At 70.9% G+C, this 23,414-nt stretch carries 25 protein-coding genes and 4 pseudogenes; 12 read left to right on the forward strand and 17 right to left on the reverse strand.

The window, feature by feature from the left end:
• Window positions 1-123: 123 nt before the first annotated feature.
• Entirely contained in the window at window positions 124-798 is a 675-nt protein-coding gene (locus tag ACFV9J_RS13190; protein ID WP_385353514.1) for a TetR family transcriptional regulator, read from the reverse strand.
• Between the two features lie 361 nt (window positions 799-1,159).
• Here ACFV9J_RS13190 and ACFV9J_RS13195 point away from each other — a divergent pair, with 361 nt between their 5' ends.
• A complete protein-coding gene (locus ACFV9J_RS13195) occupies window positions 1,160-2,095 on the forward strand; it encodes an oxidoreductase (RefSeq protein ID WP_385353516.1) in 936 nt (311 codons plus the stop codon).
• 173 nt (window positions 2,096-2,268) lie between these two features.
• Here the strand turns inward: ACFV9J_RS13195 and ACFV9J_RS13200 are convergent, their stop codons facing one another.
• Together ACFV9J_RS13200 and ACFV9J_RS13205 are read right to left on the reverse strand one after the other, a co-directional pair.
• Entirely contained in the window at window positions 2,269-2,697 is a 429-nt protein-coding gene (locus ACFV9J_RS13200) for a cupin domain-containing protein (protein WP_385353518.1), read from the reverse strand.
• Between the two features lie 82 nt (window positions 2,698-2,779).
• Complete coding sequence (locus ACFV9J_RS13205) at window positions 2,780-3,616, reverse strand: helix-turn-helix domain-containing protein (protein WP_385353520.1); 837 nt, start codon at window positions 3,614-3,616, stop codon at window positions 2,780-2,782.
• A gap of 217 nt (window positions 3,617-3,833) precedes the next feature.
• On the opposite strand from ACFV9J_RS13205, the gene ACFV9J_RS13210 reads away from it, so the two are divergent.
• A complete protein-coding gene (locus ACFV9J_RS13210) occupies window positions 3,834-4,934 on the forward strand; it encodes a protein kinase family protein (protein ID WP_385353522.1) in 1,101 nt (366 codons plus the stop codon).
• Window positions 4,935-4,941: 7 nt separating this feature from the next.
• On the opposite strand, the gene ACFV9J_RS13215 is transcribed toward ACFV9J_RS13210, so the two are convergent.
• From ACFV9J_RS13215 to ACFV9J_RS13245, 7 genes are all read right to left on the reverse strand, one after another.
• Window positions 4,942-5,385 carry an SMI1/KNR4 family protein gene (locus tag ACFV9J_RS13215; RefSeq protein ID WP_385353524.1) on the reverse strand — a complete coding sequence of 148 codons (444 nt, stop codon included), beginning with the start codon at window positions 5,383-5,385 and terminating at the stop codon, window positions 4,942-4,944.
• A gap of 136 nt (window positions 5,386-5,521) precedes the next feature.
• Window positions 5,522-5,815: a hypothetical protein gene (locus ACFV9J_RS13220; protein WP_385353526.1), complete on the reverse strand. Its 294-nt coding sequence runs from the start codon at window positions 5,813-5,815 to the stop codon at window positions 5,522-5,524.
• Window positions 5,816-5,858: 43 nt separating this feature from the next.
• Window positions 5,859-6,857 carry an aldo/keto reductase family protein gene (locus ACFV9J_RS13225; protein ID WP_385353528.1) on the reverse strand — a complete coding sequence of 333 codons (999 nt, stop codon included), beginning with the start codon at window positions 6,855-6,857 and terminating at the stop codon, window positions 5,859-5,861.
• A gap of 29 nt (window positions 6,858-6,886) precedes the next feature.
• Entirely contained in the window at window positions 6,887-7,165 is a 279-nt protein-coding gene (locus ACFV9J_RS13230) for a hypothetical protein (RefSeq protein WP_385353530.1), read from the reverse strand.
• Between the two features lie 294 nt (window positions 7,166-7,459).
• Window positions 7,460-8,131, reverse strand: coding sequence for an MFS transporter (locus ACFV9J_RS13235; RefSeq protein ID WP_385353532.1), 672 nt, complete (start codon window positions 8,129-8,131; stop codon window positions 7,460-7,462).
• Between the two features lie 355 nt (window positions 8,132-8,486).
• Window positions 8,487-9,233, reverse strand: a complete 747-nt coding sequence (locus tag ACFV9J_RS13240; protein WP_385353534.1) for an SDR family oxidoreductase — start codon at window positions 9,231-9,233, stop codon at window positions 8,487-8,489.
• 82 nt (window positions 9,234-9,315) lie between these two features.
• Complete coding sequence (locus ACFV9J_RS13245; RefSeq protein ID WP_385353537.1) at window positions 9,316-10,254, reverse strand: SDR family oxidoreductase; 939 nt, start codon at window positions 10,252-10,254, stop codon at window positions 9,316-9,318.
• Window positions 10,255-10,650: 396 nt separating this feature from the next.
• Between ACFV9J_RS13245 and ACFV9J_RS13250 the strand changes: the two genes are divergently transcribed.
• From ACFV9J_RS13250 to ACFV9J_RS13290, 9 genes and pseudogenes are all read left to right on the forward strand, one after another.
• Window positions 10,651-11,490, forward strand: a complete 840-nt coding sequence (locus tag ACFV9J_RS13250) for a helix-turn-helix transcriptional regulator (protein WP_385353540.1) — start codon at window positions 10,651-10,653, stop codon at window positions 11,488-11,490.
• A gap of 306 nt (window positions 11,491-11,796) precedes the next feature.
• Complete coding sequence (locus ACFV9J_RS13255; RefSeq protein ID WP_385353542.1) at window positions 11,797-12,534, forward strand: FadR/GntR family transcriptional regulator; 738 nt, start codon at window positions 11,797-11,799, stop codon at window positions 12,532-12,534.
• Between the two features lie 194 nt (window positions 12,535-12,728).
• A complete protein-coding gene (locus ACFV9J_RS13260; protein WP_385353544.1) occupies window positions 12,729-13,514 on the forward strand; it encodes an SDR family NAD(P)-dependent oxidoreductase in 786 nt (261 codons plus the stop codon).
• 77 nt (window positions 13,515-13,591) lie between these two features.
• Window positions 13,592-13,777, forward strand: a pseudogene (locus ACFV9J_RS13265) (D-galactonate dehydratase); the annotation flags it as partial.
• Between the two features lie 11 nt (window positions 13,778-13,788).
• A pseudogene (locus tag ACFV9J_RS13270) lies at window positions 13,789-13,860 on the forward strand (hypothetical protein); the annotation flags it as partial.
• 226 nt (window positions 13,861-14,086) lie between these two features.
• A complete protein-coding gene (locus ACFV9J_RS13275; protein WP_385353546.1) occupies window positions 14,087-14,734 on the forward strand; it encodes an enolase C-terminal domain-like protein in 648 nt (215 codons plus the stop codon).
• Window positions 14,735-14,782: 48 nt separating this feature from the next.
• Window positions 14,783-15,449, forward strand: a pseudogene (locus ACFV9J_RS13280) (bifunctional 4-hydroxy-2-oxoglutarate aldolase/2-dehydro-3-deoxy-phosphogluconate aldolase).
• Window positions 15,446-16,588 carry a sugar kinase gene (locus ACFV9J_RS13285; protein ID WP_385353585.1) on the forward strand — a complete coding sequence of 381 codons (1,143 nt, stop codon included), beginning with the start codon at window positions 15,446-15,448 and terminating at the stop codon, window positions 16,586-16,588. The pseudogene ACFV9J_RS13280 and the gene ACFV9J_RS13285 overlap by 4 nt, the downstream one beginning before the upstream one ends.
• Window positions 16,482-17,345 carry an SMP-30/gluconolactonase/LRE family protein gene (locus ACFV9J_RS13290; protein ID WP_385353587.1) on the forward strand — a complete coding sequence of 288 codons (864 nt, stop codon included), beginning with the start codon at window positions 16,482-16,484 and terminating at the stop codon, window positions 17,343-17,345. The genes ACFV9J_RS13285 and ACFV9J_RS13290 overlap by 107 nt, the downstream gene beginning before the upstream one ends.
• Before the next feature lie 77 nt (window positions 17,346-17,422).
• Here ACFV9J_RS13290 and ACFV9J_RS13295 read toward each other — a convergent pair whose 3' ends face one another.
• From ACFV9J_RS13295 to ACFV9J_RS13315, 5 genes and pseudogenes are all read right to left on the reverse strand, one after another.
• Window positions 17,423-18,694 (reverse strand): hypothetical protein, encoded by a 1,272-nt coding sequence (locus tag ACFV9J_RS13295; RefSeq protein ID WP_385353548.1) that lies wholly within the window; start codon window positions 18,692-18,694, stop codon window positions 17,423-17,425.
• 26 nt (window positions 18,695-18,720) lie between these two features.
• Window positions 18,721-18,870 (reverse strand): hypothetical protein, encoded by a 150-nt coding sequence (locus ACFV9J_RS13300; RefSeq protein WP_385353550.1) that lies wholly within the window; start codon window positions 18,868-18,870, stop codon window positions 18,721-18,723.
• Window positions 18,867-19,142, reverse strand: a complete 276-nt coding sequence (locus ACFV9J_RS13305; RefSeq protein WP_385353589.1) for a zinc-binding dehydrogenase — start codon at window positions 19,140-19,142, stop codon at window positions 18,867-18,869. Before ACFV9J_RS13305 ends, ACFV9J_RS13300 begins: the two co-directional genes overlap by 4 nt.
• A gap of 195 nt (window positions 19,143-19,337) precedes the next feature.
• Window positions 19,338-19,733 (reverse strand): annotated as a pseudogene (locus tag ACFV9J_RS13310) (alcohol dehydrogenase catalytic domain-containing protein); the annotation flags it as partial.
• 39 nt (window positions 19,734-19,772) lie between these two features.
• Entirely contained in the window at window positions 19,773-20,828 is a 1,056-nt protein-coding gene (locus tag ACFV9J_RS13315) for an MFS transporter (protein WP_385353552.1), read from the reverse strand.
• 279 nt (window positions 20,829-21,107) lie between these two features.
• On the opposite strand from ACFV9J_RS13315, the gene ACFV9J_RS13320 reads away from it, so the two are divergent.
• Window positions 21,108-21,338 carry a hypothetical protein gene (locus ACFV9J_RS13320; RefSeq protein ID WP_385353591.1) on the forward strand — a complete coding sequence of 77 codons (231 nt, stop codon included), beginning with the start codon at window positions 21,108-21,110 and terminating at the stop codon, window positions 21,336-21,338.
• Window positions 21,339-21,604: 266 nt separating this feature from the next.
• Here the strand turns inward: ACFV9J_RS13320 and ACFV9J_RS13325 are convergent, their stop codons facing one another.
• Both ACFV9J_RS13325 and ACFV9J_RS13330 read right to left on the reverse strand, forming a co-directional pair.
• A complete protein-coding gene (locus ACFV9J_RS13325; protein WP_385353554.1) occupies window positions 21,605-22,219 on the reverse strand; it encodes a TetR/AcrR family transcriptional regulator in 615 nt (204 codons plus the stop codon).
• A complete protein-coding gene (locus ACFV9J_RS13330; RefSeq protein ID WP_385353556.1) occupies window positions 22,219-23,067 on the reverse strand; it encodes an oxidoreductase in 849 nt (282 codons plus the stop codon). The genes ACFV9J_RS13325 and ACFV9J_RS13330 overlap by 1 nt, the downstream gene beginning before the upstream one ends.
• Between the last annotated feature and the right edge of the window lie 347 nt (window positions 23,068-23,414).

Consider the following 23,414-nt stretch of genomic DNA (forward strand, 5'->3'; position numbering starts at 1 on the left):
CGCCGAGCGTGAGCGGCTGAAGAGGATGGCCCACGGTCAAAAGACCGAGCACCGGCTGCGTATGCGGGCTCAAGTGGTCCTGCACGCGGCGCGCCGGCTCACGGCTACTGCCTCTGGACGGGCTCAGGCGGAGGCGCGGGCGATGGTGCCTGCGGCGAGCGTGGCCAGCATCTCCTGCAGGGTGGTCACGAAGTCCAGCTTGAACGCGGTGAGCGAGGGGTCGGCTTCGTAGGCGGCGAGCATCGCTGGAGAGGGCCGTGCGTGTGCCCATACGGCGCCGACGGCCATGATCATGGCTGCGGTCAACTGCGCTGCGCTGTCACCCAGCTCAGGAAGGTGCTGGTGGGCCAACGCCGCGATGCCGGCGACGTTCACCACGGCTGCGCGCTTATAGCGAGCGGCCACCTGCGGGGAAACGTTGTGCTCCAGTACGCCCGCCTGCGCGCTCAGCAAGTCACACAGGACCTGGCGCCGGGCGAGGGAGGCCGCGACGGCCGCGGCGAACTGCTCTGCACGTCGGCTCACCGGAGCGCCCTGGTCGACGCCGGCCTGCACTAGAGCAGGCAGGTCGGCCACCCACTGCTGCCAGGCACGGTCGAGCAGCTCCAGCAGAATGGCCTCACGCGATTCGAAGTAGCGCAGCACATTGGACTTCGCCAGCCCGACGCGACGGCTCAGCTCGTTCAGGCTGACCTCGCCGATGGGCATCTCCTCGAGCATGGCGGCGGTGGTGTCGAGGATGGCCTGGCGCCGTATCGCACGCTGCTCCTCACTGCGCGCGCGCTGGAAGTTCGTCATGTCCCCAGGTTACAGACTGCCGGTCTTTTGACATCAGACCGGCGGTCTTCTACGTTTGATTACAGTCGAACAGACCGCCGGTCTGAAAAGAGGGGGCAGGTCTTGGGCTACGCCCAGTTCTGGACGGGCGACACGGCCTGGTGCGGCGGCAGTTCGGAAGAACACCGGCGACACCGACGCCTCGTAGCCAATCACGGCGGCGACCCAGTGCCGCCGGCGCCTTCAGCGGCACAAGTCTGAACGTCATCCAAGTCGTCGTCGAAGCCGCCTTCGCCGAGGACATCCCGGCATGCTCTTCCACCGCGGTGTCGCCACCCTGAGCGCCGCATGACCGAGCACACAGTCAAAGAACCCGAGGAGCGTGACGACAGTGAACCACTGGACCCCCGGCGACATCCCCGACCAGGCCGGCCGCACCGCGCTGATCACCGGCGGGAACAGCGGGATCGGACTCGAGACCGCCCACGCGCTCGCCCGGCACGGGGCCCGCGTCATCCTGGCCGGCCGCAGCCAGGCCAAGCTTGACCAGGCCGCGCAGGCTGTGCGCGCCGCGACCCCCGAGGCCCGGACGGACACCCTCGTGCTCGACCTCTCCGACCTCTCCTCCGTCCGCGACGCGGCCACCCGGGTCGCCGAGACCGAGACGGTCGACCTGCTCATCAACAACGCGGGCGTGATGAACCTGCCCGAGCGGCGAACCACCCACGACGGCCTCGAGATGACGGTCGGCACCAATCACCTGGGCCACTTCGCCTTCAACGCCCAGGTCTGGCCCGCCGTGCGCCGCTCGCCCGCACCGCGCGTGGTCACCGTCAGCGCCATCGCGGCGCGGTGGCCGATGGGCAGGCTGGACGACCTGATGAGTGAAAGGAGCTACCGCGCCATGGGCGCCTACGCCAAGTCCAAGCGCGCCAACATCGTCTACACCCTCGAACTCGCGCGCCGCACTGCAAGGAGCCCCGTCGAGGCACTCGTCGTGCACCCGGGGTCGGCGATGACCAATCTGCAGCAGCACGGCACCGGCCCCCTGAGCCGCATGGTGACCCCGATCGCCGCACGCCTTCTCATGGGTTCGGCGGAGGGCGCCGCCTGGCCCTCCCTGTATGCGGCGACCAGCCCGCACGTCCAGTCGGGCTGGTTCATCGGCCCCGCCGGACGCGACCAGACTTCCGGCACTCCCACACCCGCCAAGCTCCCCAGAGGCGCCGACGACCCCGCGGAGGGCACGCGGCTCTGGGCGGCGAGCGAACAGCTCACGGGTGTCCCCTTCGACATCGAAGCCGGGGCCGCCATCTAAGTGATCCCCAACGGCCTTTTGGCTCCAGGTCCCGCCGGTCTTGTTGAGCCGGGAGGAGGGGCCGGCGCCAGAACCGGCTACGCGTTCCGGGTCGGGAGCCAGGTGAGGCTGTCGCCGAGGCACGCGACACGGGTCGTCACGGTGTTGGCGGCCGGACGTGCCGGCGTTCCGGTCTAGCGTGCTTCGGTCCGGGGCCGGTGGTCGGTGCCGAGGCCGGCGGTGACGGTCAGGATGGACGCAGGTCCCGCCATGTCGACCGCGTGCCATGTCCCGGCCGGGTTGACGGTGGCCTCGCCCGGCCCGAGCACAACCCGGTCGGGCGCACCTTCCACATCGCGGGTGACCGTCACCGACCCGCTGAGGCAGACGACCAGTTCGTCGCCTGCGGGGTGGCGCTCCCAATGGTCGCCGGGGCCGTCGCCGTCGAAGATCGTCACCATCCGGCCCTCGGCGCCGTCCGCCGCCACCGCGGCGCTGTAGGCACGGAGCACCTCCGGGGCCCAGGTGAAGCCCTCGACGGGTTTCGCTCTCGACCCCAGCCCGAGGTGCACGGGGGTGGTGCGCAGGTCGATGGCGTTGGGTTCGTGATTGACGAGTCTCATGCCGACGATCGTCACAGGACGGCAGGTGGGCGGTCTTGAAGGAAAGGGAACAAGTCCGACGCGGTGGGCGGCCGGCCGGCCGCTACCCGGTCCCGAGCAGGACTTCGCCGCGACGCCATGCTGTCGGCGACCGGCCTGTGAACTCACTCCAGTCCCGGACGAGATGGGCCTGGTCGGAGTAGCCGGAGGCGGTCGCCACGTCGGCCCACGGAAGCGGGTCGCGCATGGTGGCCAGTTCGTGCGCGTGCTCGAAGCGCAGAACCCGGGCGAAGGTCTTCGGCGACAGGCCCACCTCGGCGCGAAACCGCTCGGTGAGGTACCGACGGCTCCAGCCCAGTTCTGCGGCGACCTCCCCAACCTGGACGCGGCCCCGCGCCGCCAAGAGGCGGCGCAAGGCCTCGGCCACCTCGGGCCGCACCCGGGACACAGGGTCGCCGCCGACGGCGCGGTTGGCGGCTCGCAGGAGCAACTCGTCCAGCGCCGCGAACCGCGCGGCCCACGTCCTCGCCGTACGAAGCCGGTCGACCAACTCGACGCCGAGTGCTCCGAGAAGCTCGTCGAGGGGGACCAGTTGGTGGGCGAGGTCAGCGGCGGGCAAGCCGTAGACGGCCCGGGCCCCGAGCGGTGTCAGGGACACTCGCACGCCTTCCTGGCGTCCGTCGTGGTGGATCGCGACGGACCGGCGCATCAGACCGCCGGCCACGCAGTCGAATCGGGTGACCGGTGACCCGTCGTCGACGCCCCCCGCCACCTCCAAAGGGCCGGACAGACTGATCACCGCAGTGAGGTCGCGGCCCGGAGGACCGCAGTGCACCCCCGCCGGGAACCCGCGAAGATCGAAACCGACATACGAGCCGACGTATCGCCGCAAGGCGGGAGCCGGACGTGCAGAGATCCTGGTGGCCGTATGGTCTTCCACCCTCGCAGTGTACGAACCGGCGCTCTACTGGTGGGCCCGTCGTTGGAGCGTCGTCAGCGGCGGGTCTCCCACCACAGGAGGAGCAGCGTTACTGCACCACTGCCGAACTTGTATGCCGCACCCCTCAGGAACTCTCCCGGGACGCTCTGCCCTTGCCGGCCGACCCGTTTCCGCAGATGAGCTGCGTTCTCCGCGCACCGCCAGGCTGGAGTCGCCGATGGATGTGACCGAGTCAGGGCATGCCGCGCGAGTGTCCGCTTACGCGGCCGTGGGAGCACGGCTGTCCCTGTTGAGCGACCGTCGGCTTGAGGATGCGGTGTCCGCCGCGCCGAGCCTCGGCCGCGGTATCGGGGGTAGGCCGGCGGAGTTGGAAGTAGAGGGGATGCGGGTCTTCGTCAAGCGGGTCCCGCTGACGGACATCGAGTTGCAGTCGGCGCACGTGCGGTCGACCGCAAATGTTTTCGATCTTCCTCTCTTCTACCAGTACGGTGTGGGGTCGGCGGGGTTTGGTGCCTGGCGTGAGCTGGCCGCGCACATCATGACGACGGGGTGGGCACTGAAGGATGAGTACGCGGGTTTCCCGCTGCTGTATCACTGGCGGGTATTGCCTGACAGTCCTCCTGCCGGCTTCGTTGACGGGTTCGGCGGCGTTGAGGGGGCCGTGGCACATTGGGAGGGATCGTCAGCCGTGCGTCGTCGGCTGGAGGCCATCGGAAGCTCCTCCTTCAGTCTGGTGCTCTTCCTGGAGCATGTGCCACAGACGCTCGCCGAGTGGCTGGTCGACAGCCGTGATGCGACCCCGCAGGAGTCGGGAGGCGAGTCGCCCTATCGGTGGGTCGAGAATGCGCTGTTGCGGGGGACGGAGTTCATGAGTGCGCGCGGACTGGTCCACTTCGACGCGCACTTCGCCAATCTGCTCACTGACGGCCAGCGGGTGTACTTCGCGGACTTCGGGCTCGCGTTGAGCCGCGATTTCGAACTCTCGGCGGAGGAGCGTGATTTCCTCGACGACCACCTCGTGTACGACCGCTCCTACGCACCGAACCATCTGCTTCGCCACCACCTGCCAGACGACGTGCGTGGTGGCACGGAGCACGGAACCTTCCTGCGCGAATGGGTCGACGGCTACCAACCCGCTGACATTCCGCCCGACATCGGCGCGATCATCGACCGTCACGCTCCGCACGCGGTCGTCCTGGACGACTTTCATCACCGACTGCTTACACAGAGCAAGCGCACTCCGTTCCCCGCCGCTGAGGTCAAGCGGGCCCTGGGGGCGCATCAACGCCAGGTGAGTGAGAGCCTTTTGCTCCATTAGGCACCCGCTACAGGTATCCCGGCTCGCCGTTGGTGACGAACCGTGTCAGGGATCGTTCCAGCAGTTCGAGAAACTGCCGCAGGTCATCAGCTACTCGGTCGAGTTCGGGCTCGTCCAGCGACGCCGTTCGCGTCCGCTGGATCATTCCGCCAGACAGGCCGCCACCGTTCGAGCCGATGACCAGGCCGCGGTCCTGCTGGTCCGCGCCGACATCGACCGTGCCGTACTGCCTGAACCGCAGAAGGACATCGGCTGCCGGGTCGACGAAGTAGCCGTTGCCGACGTCCGCCCAGGTGACCTCGCCGATGCTGTCGTAGAAGGTGACCAGGTCAGCAGGGACGAGGCTGACCTGGGCGAGCGTGCGAGCCGCGGCCTGGTCGGCGTGGTCGGCCAGCCGGACCTCGTTGGCTCCCGGGGTGAAGCCGTGCCGGCGTTCGAACTCGTCTGTCATCGCCTTCAGGCTCTCCGAGACCCTGCTGGTCCACGAGGCCAGCCAGGCGGGAGAAAGTGAACGGTCCCTCATGAGGCCGGATCATGCCACGGGCGGGCGGACATTCACGGGGCACCCAGCAGCCCTGCAACGAAGGTCAGCACAACGTCCTGAGCTGCCGGTGGGTGATGAGGCAGTGTTGACGACAGGCCGCCTGTTGATGCGGTTGTTCGGGCCGGTGGGCGCGGGGGATGCCGTCTGCGGCGATGCCCCGGCCGACGGCTCGTTCGTTCTCGTCGGCCGCGGCGGTGTCGATGAGGCGGTAGCAGGTCTCGAGCGCGTCCTCGACCGCGTGCTGGGTCTGGTCGTCAGGGGTCGGGAAGACGCCGAAGCCGAGGAGCGGCATCTGGTCACCGTTGTTGAGGACGACGTGGGGAGTTTGCACGGTCATGGGGTCTCTCTCCTTCCGCTGAGTCGGGTGAGTGGTGTGGTGGTCAGCGGTGCAGGATGCCGGGCTGGGCGCCGGGGGCCAGGGTGGGAGTGGTGACGGGTACGTCGCCGAGGGCCTGGTCGACGGCCGCGATCAGGTCGTCCGACAAGTGGACGCCGGAGGCGGCGGCGTTGGCGTGGACCTGTTCGGGGCGGGAGGCGCCGGTGATCGCGGAAGCGACCTCGGTGCGGCGCAGCACCCAGGCGAGGGCCAGGGTAGGCATGCTCATCCCGGCCTGCTCGGCGATGGGGACGAGGCGCTGGACCGCTTCGAGGGTGGCGTCGCTGTAGACCAGGTCCTGGGAGACCGCCATGTCGGCGGAGGCGAAGCGGCTGCCCTCGGGGACGGGCTGTCCGGGCTTGTACTTGCCGGTCAGGACGCCCTGGGCGAGCGGGGACCAGACGATCTGGGAGATGCCGTTGGCCGCGCACAGGCCGAAGACCTCGGTCTCGGGGGCCTGCCACAGCATGGAGTACTGCGGCTGGGAGGAGACGAACAGGCCGGGTCCGGCGATGTCGATGCCGGCCTGGATCTGCTCGGGGGTCCACTCGCTGAAGCCGATGTGGCGGGCCTTGCCCTGCTCGACGACCTTCTGGAACGCCTCGACGGTGCCCTCGATTGGTACCGAGGGGTCGAAGCGGTGCGCCTGGTAGAGGTCGACGTGGTCGGTCTGCAGGCGGGTGAGGGAGGCGTCGATCTGCCGGGCGATCTGCGCCGGGGACAGTCCCTGGTCGGCTGGGTCGTCGGACATCGGGCCCCAGACCTTGGTGGCCAGGACGTAGGAGTCGCGCGGGTGGGCGGAGAGGATCTCGCCCCACGCGGTCTCGGCTGCGCCCTGGCCGTAGACGTTCGCGGTGTCGAAGAAGTTGATGCCCGCGTCGAAAGCCGCCTCGGTGCAGGCGCGGGTCCGGTCGGCCTCGATGCCGCCGGAGTAGGTCAGCCAGGAGCCCAGGGAGATCTCCGAGACCTGAAGGTCCGAACTGCCGAGCTTGCGGTAACGCATGGTGTGCTCCTTCGGGGAGAGGGGTGTGGTCAGCGTCGGCGGGCCGACGGCGCAGGAGCGGGACCGACGCGGCCGGCATCGGCCGGATGGCCGACGGCGAGGTCCTGGCCCGCTTGTTCGCCCGGCCCGCCCGGTGCCGCCTTGCGGTTCGTGGCGGCCAGCAGGCCGAGCGGTACCAGGGCCAGCAGGGCGAGGACCGTGCCGGCCAGCGGCGGGCCCTGCAGGTTCAGGGCGGAGGTGAGGGCGGCGCCGCCGGCCAAGGAGCCCAGCGCGATGCCGACCTGGAACGCGGACGTGGCCGGCGCCATGGGGCAGGGCCCGGCCGGCTCCGGCGACGCGGACCACCTCACCGACCACGACCGGGTTGGTCGCGAAGCCCGCGGCTCCGAGGAGTACGACCAGGACCACGGCCACGACGCTGCTGGTCGCCCACAGGGTGAGCGCGGCCAGGACCGCGGCGGTGACCGCGGTGGCGGGGACGAGGGTGCCCCGGGGCTTGGCGTCGCCGCGGCGTCCGCCGAGCGCGGTGCCGGCCAGTGCTTCGGCGCCGAAGCCGAGCATGGCCAGCGGTACCGCCGCCGCGGCGAGGCGCGCGCAGTCGGTCATGCAGCGGGGCGACGTAGCTGTAGAGGGGCCATGATGCCGCTCTGTATGAGCGCGATGGCCAGGTAGACCAGCCACAGGAGCGGGCGCCTGAGCGATGACGTCTCGGCGCGCAGGGTGCTGTCTGCCCCGCGGCGGGCGGCGGGCACCCGGCGGACGATCACAGCGGCGGTGGCCACCGCGAGAGCCGCGAGCGCCCAGAACGGGGTCGGCCAGCCGGACAGCTGCTCGGCGGCCGTGCCCAGGGGCACGCCGAAGACGTTGGCGAGGGTGGTGCCGCCGACCATGACGCCCATGGCGCGGGTGCTCGCGGCCGGGCCGGCGGCGGCGGTCGCGAGCACCGCACCCACGGTCCAGAACGTGCAGTTGCCCAGCGCCGCGGCGAACCGGCCCGCCAGGGCCCCTCCCAGGCTGGAACCGAATGCGCCGGCGACGTGGCCGGCGGCGAAGACGAGCAGGGCCGCGATCAGGACGGTGCGGCGCGGCAGGCGCAGGGTGGCCACGGTCATCGCGGGCGGACCGATCATCATGCCGACGGCGAAGACGGTGATCAGCATGTTGGCGCCCGCCACGCTCAGGCCAAGGGCTGCCGAGAGCTGCGGCAGCAGGGCGGTGACGATCATCTCGCTGGTGCCCATGACGAAGGTGATGGCGGCCAGCAGCCACACCACCGGCGGCAGCTTGGCCTTCCCGGCGCGGGCGAGCTTCCCGCCGTGCTGTGGCGGAGCGCCGGCTGGAGCGTCTTGCCAGGTGGGGAAGGAGATGCGGTGAAAGCCACCGGGATCCTTTCGAGCAGGCGGCGCGCGCCGGGGCCGCCGGGAAGCGGCAGGCGAGGGCGGACGTGCCGAGGGGACGTACGGTCGGCGGCGTTCAGACCCCGCTGGCATCTACGGAACCAGCTGCGGCCCACGGCAGACAGCGACGCTCGTGGCCGGCAGCTTCAGAGCGTCGGCAGCCGGGGTCCCGGGATCGGCGCTGGAGGGCGTCCCCCACAAGAGGAGTGATCAGTTCTGTGCCGGAGAAGGATCAGTGGCTGCTGGTGAGGGCGGCCAGGACGCTGTCGTAGGAGCCGTTGGTCTCGGCGTGGCGCAGGGGCTTGACCTTCTCGACGAGGATTTCCTTGGCGTCGGGCTCGCTGTCCAGGAGCGTCAGGGTTTCGTCGAGGTAGTCCTCCAGCGGCATGGCCGTCTCGCTGTCCTGTTGCCCCATCAGCGTGGTCCGCACGGCCGGCGGAACGAGTTCGATGACCTGGACGGAGGTGCCGGCAAGTTGGACGCGCAGGCTTTCGCTGTAGGAGTGGATCGCGGCCTTGGTCGCGTTGTAGGTCGCGGTCAGCGGCAGCGGCACGAAGGCGAGCCCCGAGCTGACGTTGAGGACGGTCGCCTCGTCCTGGGCCCGCAGTTGGGGCAGTAGGGCATGGACCATCCGGACGGGCCCGAGGAGATTGGTGGCGACGGTGTTCTCCGCCACCTGCAGCGAGGCGGGGTCCGTCAGGTTCTCGGGGAGCATGATGCCCGCGTTGTTGATCAGGACGTTCAGCTCGGGAAAGGCGCCGACCGCCGTTGCGCAGGCGTGGGCGATCGACGCCGGGTCGGTCACGTCGAGGACGAGGGACTCGATGCCCTCGTGCTCCGCGGTGATCGAGTCGAGCAGTTCCTTGCGGCGACCCGCGACGATCACACGGTTGCCCGCCCGCTGGAAGCGCAGGGCCAGGCCGAGCCCGATGCCCGACGTCCCGCCCGTGATCAGAATGGTGTTGCCTGAGGTCTTCATGACCGCGCCCTTTCGTGGCCTGTCAGTGGCATGGATGGTCGGAACGGCAGGGATGTCCAGCCGCCACCGCGGGTTCCGGGTGTTACCGCAGGCGGGTGCCCGTCAGTTCTTCGGAGGTCCGCCAGACGCGCTGGGCCTCATCGGCGCTGCGCAGGCGGGAGTAGAGCTTCTGTTCTCCGGGCGGGCCACCCAGGTGGCCGGGGCCGCTGGGGCCGTAGAATCCGCCGGGCTTGGCATCGGGGGAAGTAGCGGCCATGAGAGCGGGAAGTTTCGCGGTCTCCACGGCCCCCACGATGGCGCCGCGGGCAGACATGGCCCGGATCATGCGAACCAGCACGGTGTCCTTGTCCCGGCCGACCTCGGGGCGGGCCGCGAGCAGGTTCGTAGGAGCGACCCCGGGATGGGAGACATTACTGGAGATGGCCCAACCACCCGCCTGGCTGCGCCTGTTGAGTTCCAGAGCGAAGAGCCCGAGGGCGATCTTCGACTGGCTGTAGGCCTTCCTGCCGTTGTAGGAGCGTTCCCAGTTCAGGTCGTCCCAGTTGATGGCGTGTTGGTTGGCCGCGATGCTGACCTGCGAGGTGACGCGTGCTTGTCCGGCCCGCAGGAGCGGCAGCAAGTGGGCGACGAGGGCGAAGTGCCCCAGGTGGTTGGTGCCGAACTGCAACTCGAATCCGTCGACCGTGGCCTGCCTCTCGGGCGGGGTCATGACGCCGGCGTTGTTGATGAGCAGGTGGATGGGCTGGCCCTCCGCCAGAAGCGTCTCGCCGAGCGCGGCGACGGAGGCGAGCGAGGACAGGTCGAGGCTGCGCAGCGACACGTCCGCGTCGGGGGCGTGCTGACGGATCTTGGTCAGCGCCGCCTCACCCTTGCGTGGATTGCGGACGGGCAGGATGACCTGCGCGCCGGCTGCGGCCAGGCGGATCGCCATACCGAGTCCCATCCCGTCGCTCGCTCCGGTGACGACGGCCCGCGTGTCACGCAGGTCGGGAATCGTGATGTCAATGGGTCGACGTGGCATGTGAGATAGCTTCCTGAGGAGTCGGTTGGAGGCAGCGGGACGCCGCCGGTCACGCCGGGGCGCCACCGCTGCTGAGCAGGTGCTGGCCGCTGACCCAGCGGGCGAGCGGGCCGGCGAAGTACTCGGCGGCGCAGGGCGGGCGCAGGGGCGCCGAGAGAGGGGGCGGGGGAGGGCGGGAAGAGTCCGGAAATCAGGTCGGGGGAGGCGCCGGCTCGCAACGGCGTACCGGAAGGCCGGACAAGCCCATGGCGATCATGGAGCACGTTTCTCATCCTGGGCCCGCACCGCACGTCTCACAATGCGTGAAGGGGGGATCAAGAATCCGTGGATATCAAGAAGCACCTCAGGTAGATCTATGTAGAGAACGGGCCAAGTACGTCACGGAAGGCGTGGACAGTGATCGATCGATCCGGTCTGGCACACTTCCTACGGCATCGCCGGGAGGCTCTGCAGCCCGAGGACGTCGGCCTCCCGCGCGGACCGCGCCGCAGGACCAGCGGGCTTCGCCGGGAAGAGGTGGCCGCGCTGTGCCACATGTCGACCGACTACTACGCACGCCTGGAGCGAGAGCGCGGGCCCCAGCCGTCCCAGCAGATGATCGTCTCCATCGCGCAGGGCCTGCATCTCTCCCTCGACGAGCGCGACCACCTGTTCCTGCTGGCCGGACACACCCCGCCCCCGCGGGGCACGGACGGCGAGCACATCAGTCCCGGCCTGCTGCGCATCCTCGACCGCCTCGACGACACTCCCGCGGAGATCGTCACCGAGCTCGGCGAAACGCTGCGGCAGACCCGGCTCGGCATCGCACTCACTGGCGACCAGACCCGCTACAGCGGCCCGGCCCGCAGTATCGGCTACCGCTGGTTCACCGACGCCGCCACGCGACAGCTCTACCACCCTGACGACCATGCGTTCCTGACCCGGATGTTCGCCTCCGGCCTGCGGGAGGCGGCCACGCTGCGGGGCCCCGGTTCACGCGCGGCCCACTACGCCGACTTGCTCCTTGCCCAAAGCGAGGAATTCCGCCAGGTGTGGAAGGACCACACGGTCGGTATCCGGCCCAAGGAGGTGAAACACTTCGTCCACCCCGAGGTCGGCGCACTGGAGTTGACCTGCCAGACGCTGCTCGATCCGAGCCAGGGGCATCTGCTTCTCGTCTACACCGCCACGCCCGGCGGCGAGAGTTACGAAAAGCTCCGGTTGCTCTCCGTGATCGGCGCACAGGCGCTGCGATGAGCCTGGGCGAAGACCCATTCCGCCAACACCGGCACCGCCTGCCCGTCCGAGGCGACGCGGATCTGCATCGGCTCCACGTTGTCCCAGTCCGCGACGATCATGAACCGGTGCCAGGTTGCAGGGAGAGAGCGAGTCAGGCCATTCGTCAACCGCGCCGCGCCGCGCGGCCGGGATGTGACTGTGCTGCTCAGAGAACTGTCAAGATGTATTAGTAATTAATGCGTGGCAATATCATAGGTCCGCGTTCGCGCCCGCGGCGCCTACCCCGCGCGCCTCGCGTGCGCCTGATGTCTAGGAGATGGCGGCATGGCGGCCTACAGCACCCGCGGCGTGCACGGACAGGTGGTCCAGTCGCTCGGAGCGCGCATCGTGGGTGGCGCCGTACCCGAGGGCACCACGCTTGATGTGCGGGCGCTGGGGGAGGAGCTCGACGTCAGTCTGACCGTCATGCGGGAGTCGCTGAAGGTTCTCGCCGGCAAGGGGCTCGTCGATGCACGGCAGAAGCGGGGCACGTTCGTCAGGGCGCGCAAGGACTGGAACCTGCTCGATGCGGATGTCATCCGTTGGCGGGTAGAAGGAGGGGCCGGCGAGGATCTGATGCGAGACCTCGCCGATGTCCGGTCCGTCATCGAGCCTGCCGCTGCCCATCGTGCCGCCCTGCACAGGACCGAGGCCGACCTCGATGCCTTGGAGGCGGCGCTCGGCCTCATGGGGCGGGCCCGAACGGGCTCGTCCGACGCGGCCGAGGCCGACGCGGCCTTCCACCGCGCGCTTCTGGTGGCCACCGGTAACGAGATGCTGGCCCGCATGGACATGCTGCTTGAACCGGGCCTGCGGGAGCGGGACCGCCTCGTCCATGCCCATGCGTCCGTCGATGACCCCGTGCCCAGCCACCGCGCCGTTCTCGATGCTGTGCGCGACGGCGATGCCGCCCGAGCCGAACTCGCCATGCTCGACCTGTTGGCGAAGGCGGTCGAAGACTTGGATCAGGTCGCCGGGCGGCCGGTCGACACCGCGGGCCGCAGATCCTCCCGGACCCGCTGATCGAGCGCCTGTCCGACGCGCCGCCGCCGGTCACGGGGGTGGCGCGTTCCTCGTTTGCGATCGATGCTTCGTCGAGACATCTCGGCGTCCCTCAATAATTCATATTTAATATCCATGAGGAGGCGGTCATGGCCGCCGACCGCAACCGTCCTGTCCCGCCCGCCCCGCCCGCGCCACAGCATTCGGAGCCGCTCATGCCGTCCATGTATCCGCCGCCTTCCGGGGCCGGGCCCCGTTTCGACGGACGCGTCGCCGTGGTCACGGGCGCGGCAGGAGGGATCGGTGCGGCTGTGGCCCGACGGCTCGCCGACGAGGGGGCCCGCGTCCTCGTCGCCGACATCGACACGACGGAAGGGGAGCGCACGGCCCGCGCCATCCGGGACGCCGGTGGAGAGGCGATGTTCCACCCGACCGACGTGAGCGACGAAGAGTCCTGGGCCGCGACGTCGGACGCCGTTCGCGGAGCCTACGGCCCCGTCTCCGCTCTCGTCTCCAATGCCTACGCCGTGCGCGTCGCCCCCGCCCACGACACCACACTCGACCAGTGGAACCAGCAGCTCGGCGTCACGCTGACCGGCGCCTTCCTCGGCTTTCGCGCCTGCCTGGACGACTTGCGCGCCACCCGTGGCAGCGCCGTCCTGATCTCCTCGGTCCATGCCCTCGTCGGGCTGCCCGGTCGCCCCGCCTATGCCTCCGCCAAAGCCGGACTCACCGGACTGGCCCGCCAGTTGACCGTCGAGTACGGGCCCGACGTCCGGGTCAACGCGCTGCTGCCCGGGCCCGTCCTCACGCGCGCCTGGGACGGTATCGGCGAGGAGGACCGGCGGCGCAGCGCCGAGCAGACCGTCGCCGCGCGGCTCGGCCGACCTGAAGAGGTCGCCGGGGCCACGGCCTTTCTGCTGAGCGAGGACGCGTCCTTCGTCACCGGCGCATCGCTGGTCGTCGATGGCGGCTGGAGCGCCTACAAGACCTCATCCTGAACCGTGCCAGTCCCGCGGAGGACGCCCGTGTCGGTATCCCGACCTGCCGACGGTGTCCGACCGCACCAAGGAGAAGCATGAAGATCACCCGCATCGAGACGTTCGCCGTGCCGCCGCGCTGGCTGCTGTGCCGTGTCGAGACGGACGACGGCGTCGTCGGCTGGGGCGAGCCCATGGTCGAGGGCCGTGCGGCCACTGTTCGCACCGCCGGGCAAGAGCTGTCCGAACTGCTCGTCGGTCAGGACCCGTTGCGTATCGAGGACCACTGGCAGACATGTCCAAGGGGTCGTTCTACCGTGGGGGCCCCGTCCTCTCCAGCGCCGTCGCCGGACTCGACCAGGCGCTTTGGGACATCGCCGGCAAGGTGTACGGCGCCCCCGTGTACCAGTTGCTCGGCGGCCCCGTGCGTGACCGGGTCCGGGCCTACACCTGGGTCGGCGGCGACGAGCCCGCACGGATTGCCGAAGCCGTCCGGGAGCAGGTGGAGGCGGGCTTCACCGCCGTCAAGATGAACGCCGGCGGCCGGATGAACCGGCTGGCGACCGTCCGCGACATCGACGAGGTCGTCTCCCGTGCGGCGGCCCCGGGAAGCCCTCGGCAACGACCTGGACTTCGCCGTCGACTTCCACGGCCGCTTCACGGACGCCAACGCCGCCAGACTGCTGCCGCACCTCGCCCCGTACAACCCGCTGTTCGTCGAGGAACCCGTACTCCCCGAGTACACCCACCGGTTGCGGGACCTGACCGCGTCGTCCCCCGTACCGCTGGCCCTCGGCGAGCGCCTCTACTCGCGCACCGACGTCCTGCCCGCCCTCACCGCCCAAGTGGCCGTCCTCCAGCCCGACCTCTCGCACGCCGGCGGCATCTCCGAGGTCCGCCGGATCGCCGCGCTCGCCGAGACCTTCGACGTACTCATGGCACCGCACTGCCCGCTGGGGCCCGTCTCGCTCGCCGCCAGCCTCCAGGTCGCCTTCGGCACCCCGAACTTCCTCATCCAGGAGCAGAGCATAGGCATCCACTACAACGTGGGCGCCGGTCCGCTGGACTACCTGGTCGACACCACGCCGCTGCGGTTCCACGACGGCCACCTGCTGCGCACCACCGTCCCCGGCCTCGGTATCGAGGTGGACGAGAAGGCGGTCCGCGCCGCCGACAACACCGTCGCGGACTGGCACAACCCGGTATGGCGGCGCACCGACGGCTCCTTCGCCGAATGGTGACCCCGCCCGGTGCCCCCCCGCCCGACCCCGACCTTCCTGGACGTGACCATGAACGCCCCGCAGCCCCGCGCCACCGACAGCTTCTCCGCCGTGCTGCGGCGCACCCGGCTGGCCGCCATCGTGCGCGGCCCGGACCCCGACGCCGCGCTGCGCACCGTCCTGGCCTGCTCGACGAGGGCGTGTCCCTCGTCGAGGTCTCGCTCAACACGGCCGACGCCCTCGGTGTCATCCGGCGGGCCGTGGCCGAGGCCGGCCCCACGGCCTTCGTCGGCGCGGGCACCGTGCTGACCGAGGACGACGTCGCCCGCGCCCGGGAGGCCGGCGCGAGCTGGATCGTGACCCCCGGGCTCACCGAGTCCGTGGCCGCCTCGGTCCGCGTCGGACTGCCGGTCCTGGGAGGAGCCCTCACCCCGACCGAGGCCGTCGCCGCCCGGCGCGCCGGAGCCGACGGCGTCAAGCTGTTCCCCGCCTTGATCAGCGGCCCCGCCTACCTCAAGGCACTCCGCGACCCTTCCCGGACCTGCCCTTCGTGCCGGTCGGCGGGGTCGACCTGACCGGTGCCGAGCAGTACCTCGCGCACGGCGCCGTCGCGGTCGGCGTCGGCTCCCCGCTGGTGGGCGACGCCGCGCGCGGCGGCGACCTGGACGCCCTGCGCGAACGGGCCCGCCGCTTCACCGCGCTCTGCGCCGCCGACACGTCACGGGGGCAGGCATGAGCACCGGTCCCCACACCGGGCAGGCCGCCGCCGACGTCCTCACGTTCGGCGAGACCATGCTCGCCGCACAGCTGCCCGAACCGCTCGCCATCGGTGCCGAGGCCCGCACCACCATCGCCGGTGCCGAGTCCAACGTGGCCATCGGCTTGGCCCGGCTGGGCCACCGGGCCGCCTGGGCGTGCTTGGTCGGCGACGACGAACCCGGTCGGCTGATCCTGCGCACACTGCGCGGCGAAGGCGTCGACACCGCCCACGCCGGCGTCCGCCCCGAAGCACCCACCGGCGGCATGCTCCGTGAGCGACGCGTCGCCGACCTGGTCCGCGTCCACTACTGGCGCCGCCACTCCGCCGCCTCCCTCCTCGCCCCGGCCGATCTCGCGCCCGCCCTGCACGCCGGCGCCCGCATCCTGCACCTGACCGGCATCACCTGCGCCCTGGGGCCCGGCCCGCTGGAGGCGGTGCGCGAGGCCGCCGCCCACGCGCACGCCCACGGCTGGACCGTCGTCCTGGACGTCAACCACCGGCAGCGCCTGTGGACGGCTGAGGATGCGGGCAAGGCCTTGCTGCCGCTGCTGGAGCACGTCACCGTCCTGATCGCCTCCGATGACGAACTGTCCGTCGTCACCGGCGCCTTCGCCGAACAGCCGCACGGTGAGGAGACCGCCGTGGACGCGCTGCTGGCGGCCGGGGTACGGGAAGTCGTTGTCAAACGCGGGGGAGCGGGAGCCGCATTCTGTGACCGGGACGGATCCCGGTACGCAGTCCCCGCCCTCAGGGTGCCCGTTCGGGACACCGTGGGAGCGGGCGACGCGTTCTGCGCCGGCTACCTCTCGGGACTGCTCGACGGCCTGCCCCCGGACGGACGCCTGGACCGCGCCAACACCCTCGGCGCGTTCGCCGTCGCCTCGGACGGCGACTGGGAGGGCCTGCCCCGCCGTGACGAACTGGGTCTGCCTCCGCCGCCCCGGGCACCGCGATCCGCTGACCCGCCCACGACCACTGGAGCGCCTCACCATGACCGATCCGGCGCCCTTGGACGCACCGGACCGCCTGGAGCCGGGCGAGGGCATCCGCTGGGCCGACGGCCGGCTCGTCTGCGTCGACATCCTCACCGGCCGCCTGCTCACCCCGGACGATGACGGCACGGCCCCGCTGCGGACCCTTGCCCGCCTGGACGCACCGCTCGGCGCCGTGGCCCCGGTCGCCGGCCGGCCCGGGACCTGGACCGCGGCGGCCGGCACCGGCATCTGCCTGCTCACCCCCGGCACGGACCCCGAGTGGCTGGCCGGCCCCCGAGCGGTCCGCGCCGACCGCGATGCGCATGAACGACGGCTGCGCCGACCCGCACGGCCGCTTCTGGGCCGGGAGCATGGCCTACGACGGGACACCGGACGCCGGCTCCCTGTACCGGACCGGCCCCGACGGCTCGTCGCCCGGGTCTCTGACGGCATCACCATCCCCAACGGTCCCGCCTTCGACCGGAACGGCACCACCGGCACCACCATGTACCTCGCCGACAGCGCGCGCGGGCTCGTACGGCGCTACTCCGTGGACCCGCGCGACGGAGACCTCGGCGAGGGCGAGGAGTTCGCCCGCGTCACCGAGGGCAGCCCCGACGGCATGACCGTGGACGTCGAGGGTGCTCTGTGGACGGCGGTCTGGGGCGCGGGCGAGGTCCGCCGCTACCTGCCCGACGGCACCCCGGCGACCGTACTGCGCCTACCGGTGACCCAGCCCGCAGGCGTCTGCCCCGGCGGCGACGACGGACACACCCTCTACGTCACGACGGCCCGGGTGGGACTCACCGTCCCCGGACCGCTCGACGGGGCCGTCTTCCGTGCCAGGGTGGAGGTGCCCGGCCTGCCGACGGCCGCCTACCGCTCCACGGCGACCTGACCGCCGTACGCCTGACACGCCTGTGCCCGGCACCTCGGCGAACCCGAGGTGCCGGGCACAGGCGTACGGGCAAAGGCTCAGCCGGGCAGCACCGCCACTGCGCCCAGGACGTCCCTTCCGCAGCACACCTCCACGCGCACAGCTCCCGGATCCGCCCGCAACGGGGTGTCCAGCACCAGGGGCGCACCGGCCCCGCACTCACCGACGGGCAGCCGCCGGAGCGCCCGGCCGGCCGTGTGCCGCAGCAGTACGGCCGCCGGGCCGCCGCCGGACGGCACGCACACGCCGGTCACCTTCCCCCCGGCGTAGGTGAGCGGCTCGCTCCACCAGGCGTGCGCGCCGACCGAGGTCACCGCGCCGAGCCGGGGACCGAGGGACACGGTGCCGTCCAACGTGGTGGTGTCGCCGGGCGCCAGTTCCCGGTACGGGCCGAGCGCCTCGCACTCCACGACTCGGTGACGTGGCCGCAGGCCCCCCAGGTGTTCCAGCGGCGCGTCCAGCGGGTGCTCCATCCACACCTCGGCCCGCGAGCCGTCGTCCGGGTACGGAGCGGCGAGGTCGACCGGGAAGCGGTAGGTCCAGGTGCCGGCCGGGCCCACGTGGGCGATCCACCCGGCCGCACCGGGGAAGCCGACCTTGCCGACCACGCCCTGCGCCGGGACGTGCAGGACGTCGCCGTATTGCACGACGCGCGGCCGGCCGGTGCCCGCGACCCGGTCGGTGACTGGCGCGCCCGCCCCGGACGTCCCCAGCCACACCCCGTCACCCGGCCGCCCGGCGGGGTGCCCCGGCAACTGGGTGACGTTCCACAGCGCCCACCGGACGGTCCGCGGCGAGACGTTGTCGGCGCTGAGCCCCAGCGCGAAGTCGCACCGGCCGGACGCGAGAGCGATCCGACGGGTCAGGCGCAGCCTGGTCCGCGGATCGTCGCCGCTGGTGAGGGTGATGTCGGCGCGCGAGCCGTCGTCAGCGACGTCCACCTCGCAGGCGTACGCCCCCGAGTCCAGGACGGGGTCCGGGGGACCCGCCCACTCCTCGGGACCCGACCAGCCCTGAGGGGCAGGCCAGGTCTTGTCGCCGCCCCAGTTGTGCCACGCGGACATCGGGCCGTCGTGGGGGCCGACGGCACGTGGGTGCCGGGCGTTGAGCGCCTCGTCCAGGAGTTCCGGGTTCCGGTGAAGGAACTCGCGGCCGTCCCGGACCGCCGACAGGAGGCGGCCGCCCAACGCGGGGCTGAACACCAGGCTGATCAGGCCGTTGTCCACCTCCACGATCTCGTGCCCGGCGCGCGCCCGCCGGACGGCGCTGACCCGGACCTCGCCGGCTCGGTGTGCGGGTGTACTGCTCACGGAGGTGCTCCTCGAAAGGCGTGCGGTCAGTCCTCGAAGACGAGGCAGACCTTGCCGGCGGCGCGACCGGCCGCCGCCTCGTAGGCGCGCTGGGCCTCGGCGAGCGGGAAGCGGTCGCTGACCAGCCGCTCGGGGTGCAACTCCTGACGGGCGAGCAGTTCGGCCAGCCGGGTCATGCCCTGTACGGAGGTGACCCAGGAACCGGAGATGCGAGCCGGCCGCGTACCCGCAGTGCCTTGAGGGCGAGGGAGCGGGCCGCGGGATGACCGGAGCAGTCCACGGCCGCTTCGACACCGGTGCCACCGGTCAGCTCCAGCACTCGGTCCAGTGGCTCGGCGGAGGAGTCGAGCACCTCGTCGAACAGCCCGAGCGAGCGGGCCCACTCCATCCGTTCGGGGACGACCTCGGCGCCGTACACGGTGCGCACACCGAAGGCGCGGGCGACCATGGCAGCCGCCGCGCCGACCGGGCCGAGCCCGGTGACCAGCAGTCGGTCCGCACCGCTCAGCGCGATCCGGGAGAGTGCCTCGTAGACCGTGCCGATGCCGCAGGCGATGAAGGCACCGTCGACGTAGGTGAGCGGCTCGGGCAGCGGGACGCAGGTGTTCTCCTCGGCGAGGAGGTACGGGGCATGGCCACCGTCGCGCTGCCAGCCGTAGGCGGCGCGGGACTCCGAAGTGCAGCCGATGAAGTAGCCGCGCGCGCACTCGTCGCACTGGCCGCAGCCGGAGATGTGGTAGACGGCGACCCGGTCGCCGGGCTTGAGTCGCTTTCAGCCGGGGCCCACGGCGATGACCTCACCCGCCGGCTCGTGGCCGGCCACGACGTCGTCGTAGCGGGCGCCGCCTTCGCCGATGTGGCCGTTGTAGATGTAGTGGATGTCGCTGCCGCAGATTCCCGAGGCGCGCGTGCGCAGGACGACCTGGCCGTGGCCGGCCCGGGGCCGGGACGTCTCGCACAGGTCGACGGTGCCGTCACCGGGCAGGAAGGCGCCGGTCATCGTGACGGTGTTGGAGTCCGTGCTCATGTCGTTCCTCATTGCTTCGAGTGGTGGAGGCGGGGGAGAGGGCGCGGTCGGTCAGGACGACTGGAGGTCCTTCGGCGCGAGAAAGACCGCCGGCTCGGGGCCACCGGCGCGCCGCGACCCCGGGTCCTCGGGCACGTCCAGGTAGCGCCAGGTGAGCAGGGCGCCCGCCAGGTACATGCAGATGTAGACGATGACGACGCCGATGTGGCCCACGAGGGGGTCGACGACGGAATACGTCAGCGGCCCGACGAAGGTGGAGAGCCCGGCGGCGAGGCTGTAGATGCCCATGGCGTTGCCCTTGTCCTCCTCGGGCACCAGGGACGGCAGCAGCGCGGACAGCGGGATGTACCCGGCGAGCATGATGCCAAAGACGACCGTGGCCAGCAGGGCGACGGCGTAGTTGCCGGGGCACCCAGTAGACGAGCGCCACACCGAGCGCGCAGCCGACGCCGCCGGCCCAGGCGATGGTGGAGCGCCAGCCCAGCCGGTCGCTGATCCGGCGGAAGAACGGGTCGGCGAGGATGCCGATGACACCCATGAACGTGACAGCAACTCCGACCGGAAGGAGAAGCCCGGGGCCGTGGTGTCGACCATCGGCCGCGTACCGCGTGCCTCCCTGACGGCGAAGGAGCCGATCGCCGCGCCCACCGCGACCAGCCCCAGGGACAGCCAGAAGGTGGAGTAGGCGCCGACCAGGGGGATGCTGACGGCGGCGATGGCGGAGCCGATGGTGGGCAGCCCCGCGCTGTAGGCGAACCAGAACCAGCCCGCGGCGGAACCGCGCAGTTCCCTGCGGGCGGTGAGCTGGATCCACAGCAGGAACGCGTAGGCGAACAGCGGATAGGCGATACCGCGCAGGCCGTAGAAGACGTAGACGAGAACCTGGTTCTCGCTCGGGAGGGCCAGCGTGAGGAAGAGAACCTCGAAGACGATCCAGAGCACCGCGCCGATCCGCATGACGCGGCGCGGTCCCCACACGTTGGACAGGGCGCCGGAGAGCCAGGAGCCGAGGGCGACGAAGGCTCCGTAGACGCTGATGACGAGACCTGCTCCGGAGGAGGTGAAGCCGCTGTCGCGGAGGTACGGCTCCAGGTAGTTGGACTCCACGCCGTCACCATCATGAAGATCAGGACCGCGACGTACCCCCACATCAGGGGACGGGGGATGCCTATGCGCTCCACCCAGGGCAGCGCGCTGCGCGACACCGTCGGCGCTCCGGGGGCTGTGCTCATCGAAGTTCCGGCCTCATTCGTCGGTGGCCGTCCGAGGCAGCCTGGAGGGTCGCTTCGCCAGTGAAGTTTCCAGGGGGTGCGTGAACACCCTGTGGCCGGGCACAAGGGTGTCGCACCGAGATTCTGACGTTCGGGGCCGGTAGCGATCTACCAAGTGACAGACGAACTCGGGCTGTTGTGGAGCCTGTGCGCCCACGCGCCTGAGCCGCGATTGAGGATGGGGTTTGAAATGATCATTCTTGGGCTAATTCTGCTGATCATCGGCCTGCTTGTCGGCATGGGTCTGCTGACGACGATCGGTGGCATCCTCATCCTGGTGGGCGCCATCCTGTGGATCCTGGGTGCGACCGGTCGCGCGGTCGGTGGACGCAAGCACTTCTTCTGAGGCCGGGGTGCTTCACCGGCATCCCGCGGGCGAGACGCTGCCCGCACGCAGCGTGCCGCCTGCATGCCGGCACCGGCAAGGACCCTGGCGCCCCCCCCACGCGGGCTTGTCACGGCTGGCGTACCCGGCGTACCCGGCGTACCCGGCGTGCCCGGGCCGGGGCCCTGTCCGGCCCGGACGTCGTGACGCGAGCCGATCCGATTGCCCTGGCAAGCCCCGCCCGGGAGATCACCCTCCCGCGGCTCACCGCCACCATGACGGACGCCTCAGGTGATCAGCCCAGCGCTGATCAGCCAGATGTGCTCGCAGGTCGCCGACGCCTCCTGAAGCTTCTCGCGGGACTCCTGTGAGGCGTGGTAGAAGCTCCGCTCGATCATCCAGCACAGGGCACGTGCCATCGCTGAGGCTTGTTCGGGTGCGGTGCCGGACTGAACGCCGGCCCGCTCCAGGACAGCGGTGATGGCCGCGATGAACAGGTCAGCCGTGTGATTCCACAGCTCGCCGATCTCCGGCACGGTCAACGACAGGTCGATCGCCGTGCGCATGACCAGACCGTGCTCGTCCCACAGCTCGACCGTGCGCTGCATGGCTGCCGCGATGGCCTGGCGCGGCTCGTCCGTCTGCGCGGTGACCCGGGACCGTTCCCACAGATGCTCGACGGTCCGAGCCACGAGTGCCGCGACCACTTCGTGCTTGGAGCCGAAGTAGAAGTACAGGGCACCCCGTGTGATGCCCGCGCCCTGGGCTACGTCGCCGACGGTCATGGCGTCGTAGCCCTTGTCCGCCAGCAAGGCCTCGCAGGTGTCGAGGATGGCCCGTTCCCGGACATCGCCCTTGCGCTCGGTGCCGCGACGACCGAGCGGGGAAGGCCGGCCGGGCATCAGAGCTGAGCACCTTCGGTGAAGTCGGTCGTACGCGAGAGCGCCTCCCACGCGCGGATGTCCTCGTCCACTGCCGTGCGTGCGGCGGTGACCAGTCGCAGCGCGTCCGAGCCCAGAACGAGGTGGGCCGGCGGCTGATCGACCGAGGTGATGTGTACGACCGCTTCCCCGGCCCTGGCCGGATTGCCCAGCTGGTTCCCGCTGGCCTTCTGCCGCGCTTCCCGGATGGGAGCGAACAGCTCGTCGTAGTCGTCGACGGTCCGCGCGGTGCGCGTCATGGACCGTCCGGCCCAGTCGGTGCGGAAGGAGCCGGGCTCGATCGCCGTCACATGGATTCCGAACTGCGCGACCTCCTTGCCCAGCGCCTCCAGGATGCCTTCCAGGGCGAACTTGCTGCCGCAGTAGGCGGACATGCCGGGCACGGCCATGAGCCCGCCCATGGACGTGACGGCCATCAGGTGTCCGCGGCGGCGCGCGCGCATGTGGGGCAGCGCCGCCTGCAGGGTGGCCATCGCCCCGAACACGTTGACCTCGAACTGCCGCCGCACCTCGGACAGTGGGGTCTCCTCAAAGGTTCCCTCCAGGCCGTAGCCGGCGTTGGCGACGACGACGTCCAGTGGGCCGACGCTCCGCTCGACCTCCGCGACCGTGCCGGAGACGGCGTCACCGTCCGTCACGTCCAGGATGCGGCCGTAGGCGCGCCCGGGGCCGAGTTCTTCGAAGGCCCGCACGTCGTTCTCGGATCGGACGCTGCCGACCACGGTGTGCCCGGCGGACAGGGCGGCTTGCGCGAAAGCGCGCCCCAGGCCGGTGCTGACGCCGGTGATGAGCCAGTTCTGCCTCTGCACTGTTCCTCCAGCAGGTCTTGCGAGGAGCCGGACCGCCCCCTGAGCAAAGAATCTACACCCTGTCGATTTTTATCGTGACGGCGTCGATTCTGATGGGGCGCGCGGGACGGGGTCCTCGCGATGAAGGCCGGGGCCGAGGAGCCGGTCGTGCGCTCGACGACGCGGCGGAAGCCACCCGGGCCTGGGTGGGAACTCCAGGCCCCGGGTATGTGGCCCAGGCCATCACAGAACCCTTGCCACCAGGAACCGCCTCGCCCACCGACGGGGAGGCACGGGGGGACATCGAGTGGGCCCATGGAATTTCTGGATCACAGCCAGAGTCGGCGGCGCGGGAGCCGAATCGGCTC

Source organism: Streptomyces sp. NPDC059906, from assembly GCF_042730645.1.
GTDB lineage: Bacteria > Actinomycetota > Actinomycetes > Streptomycetales > Streptomycetaceae > Streptomyces > Streptomyces rubrogriseus.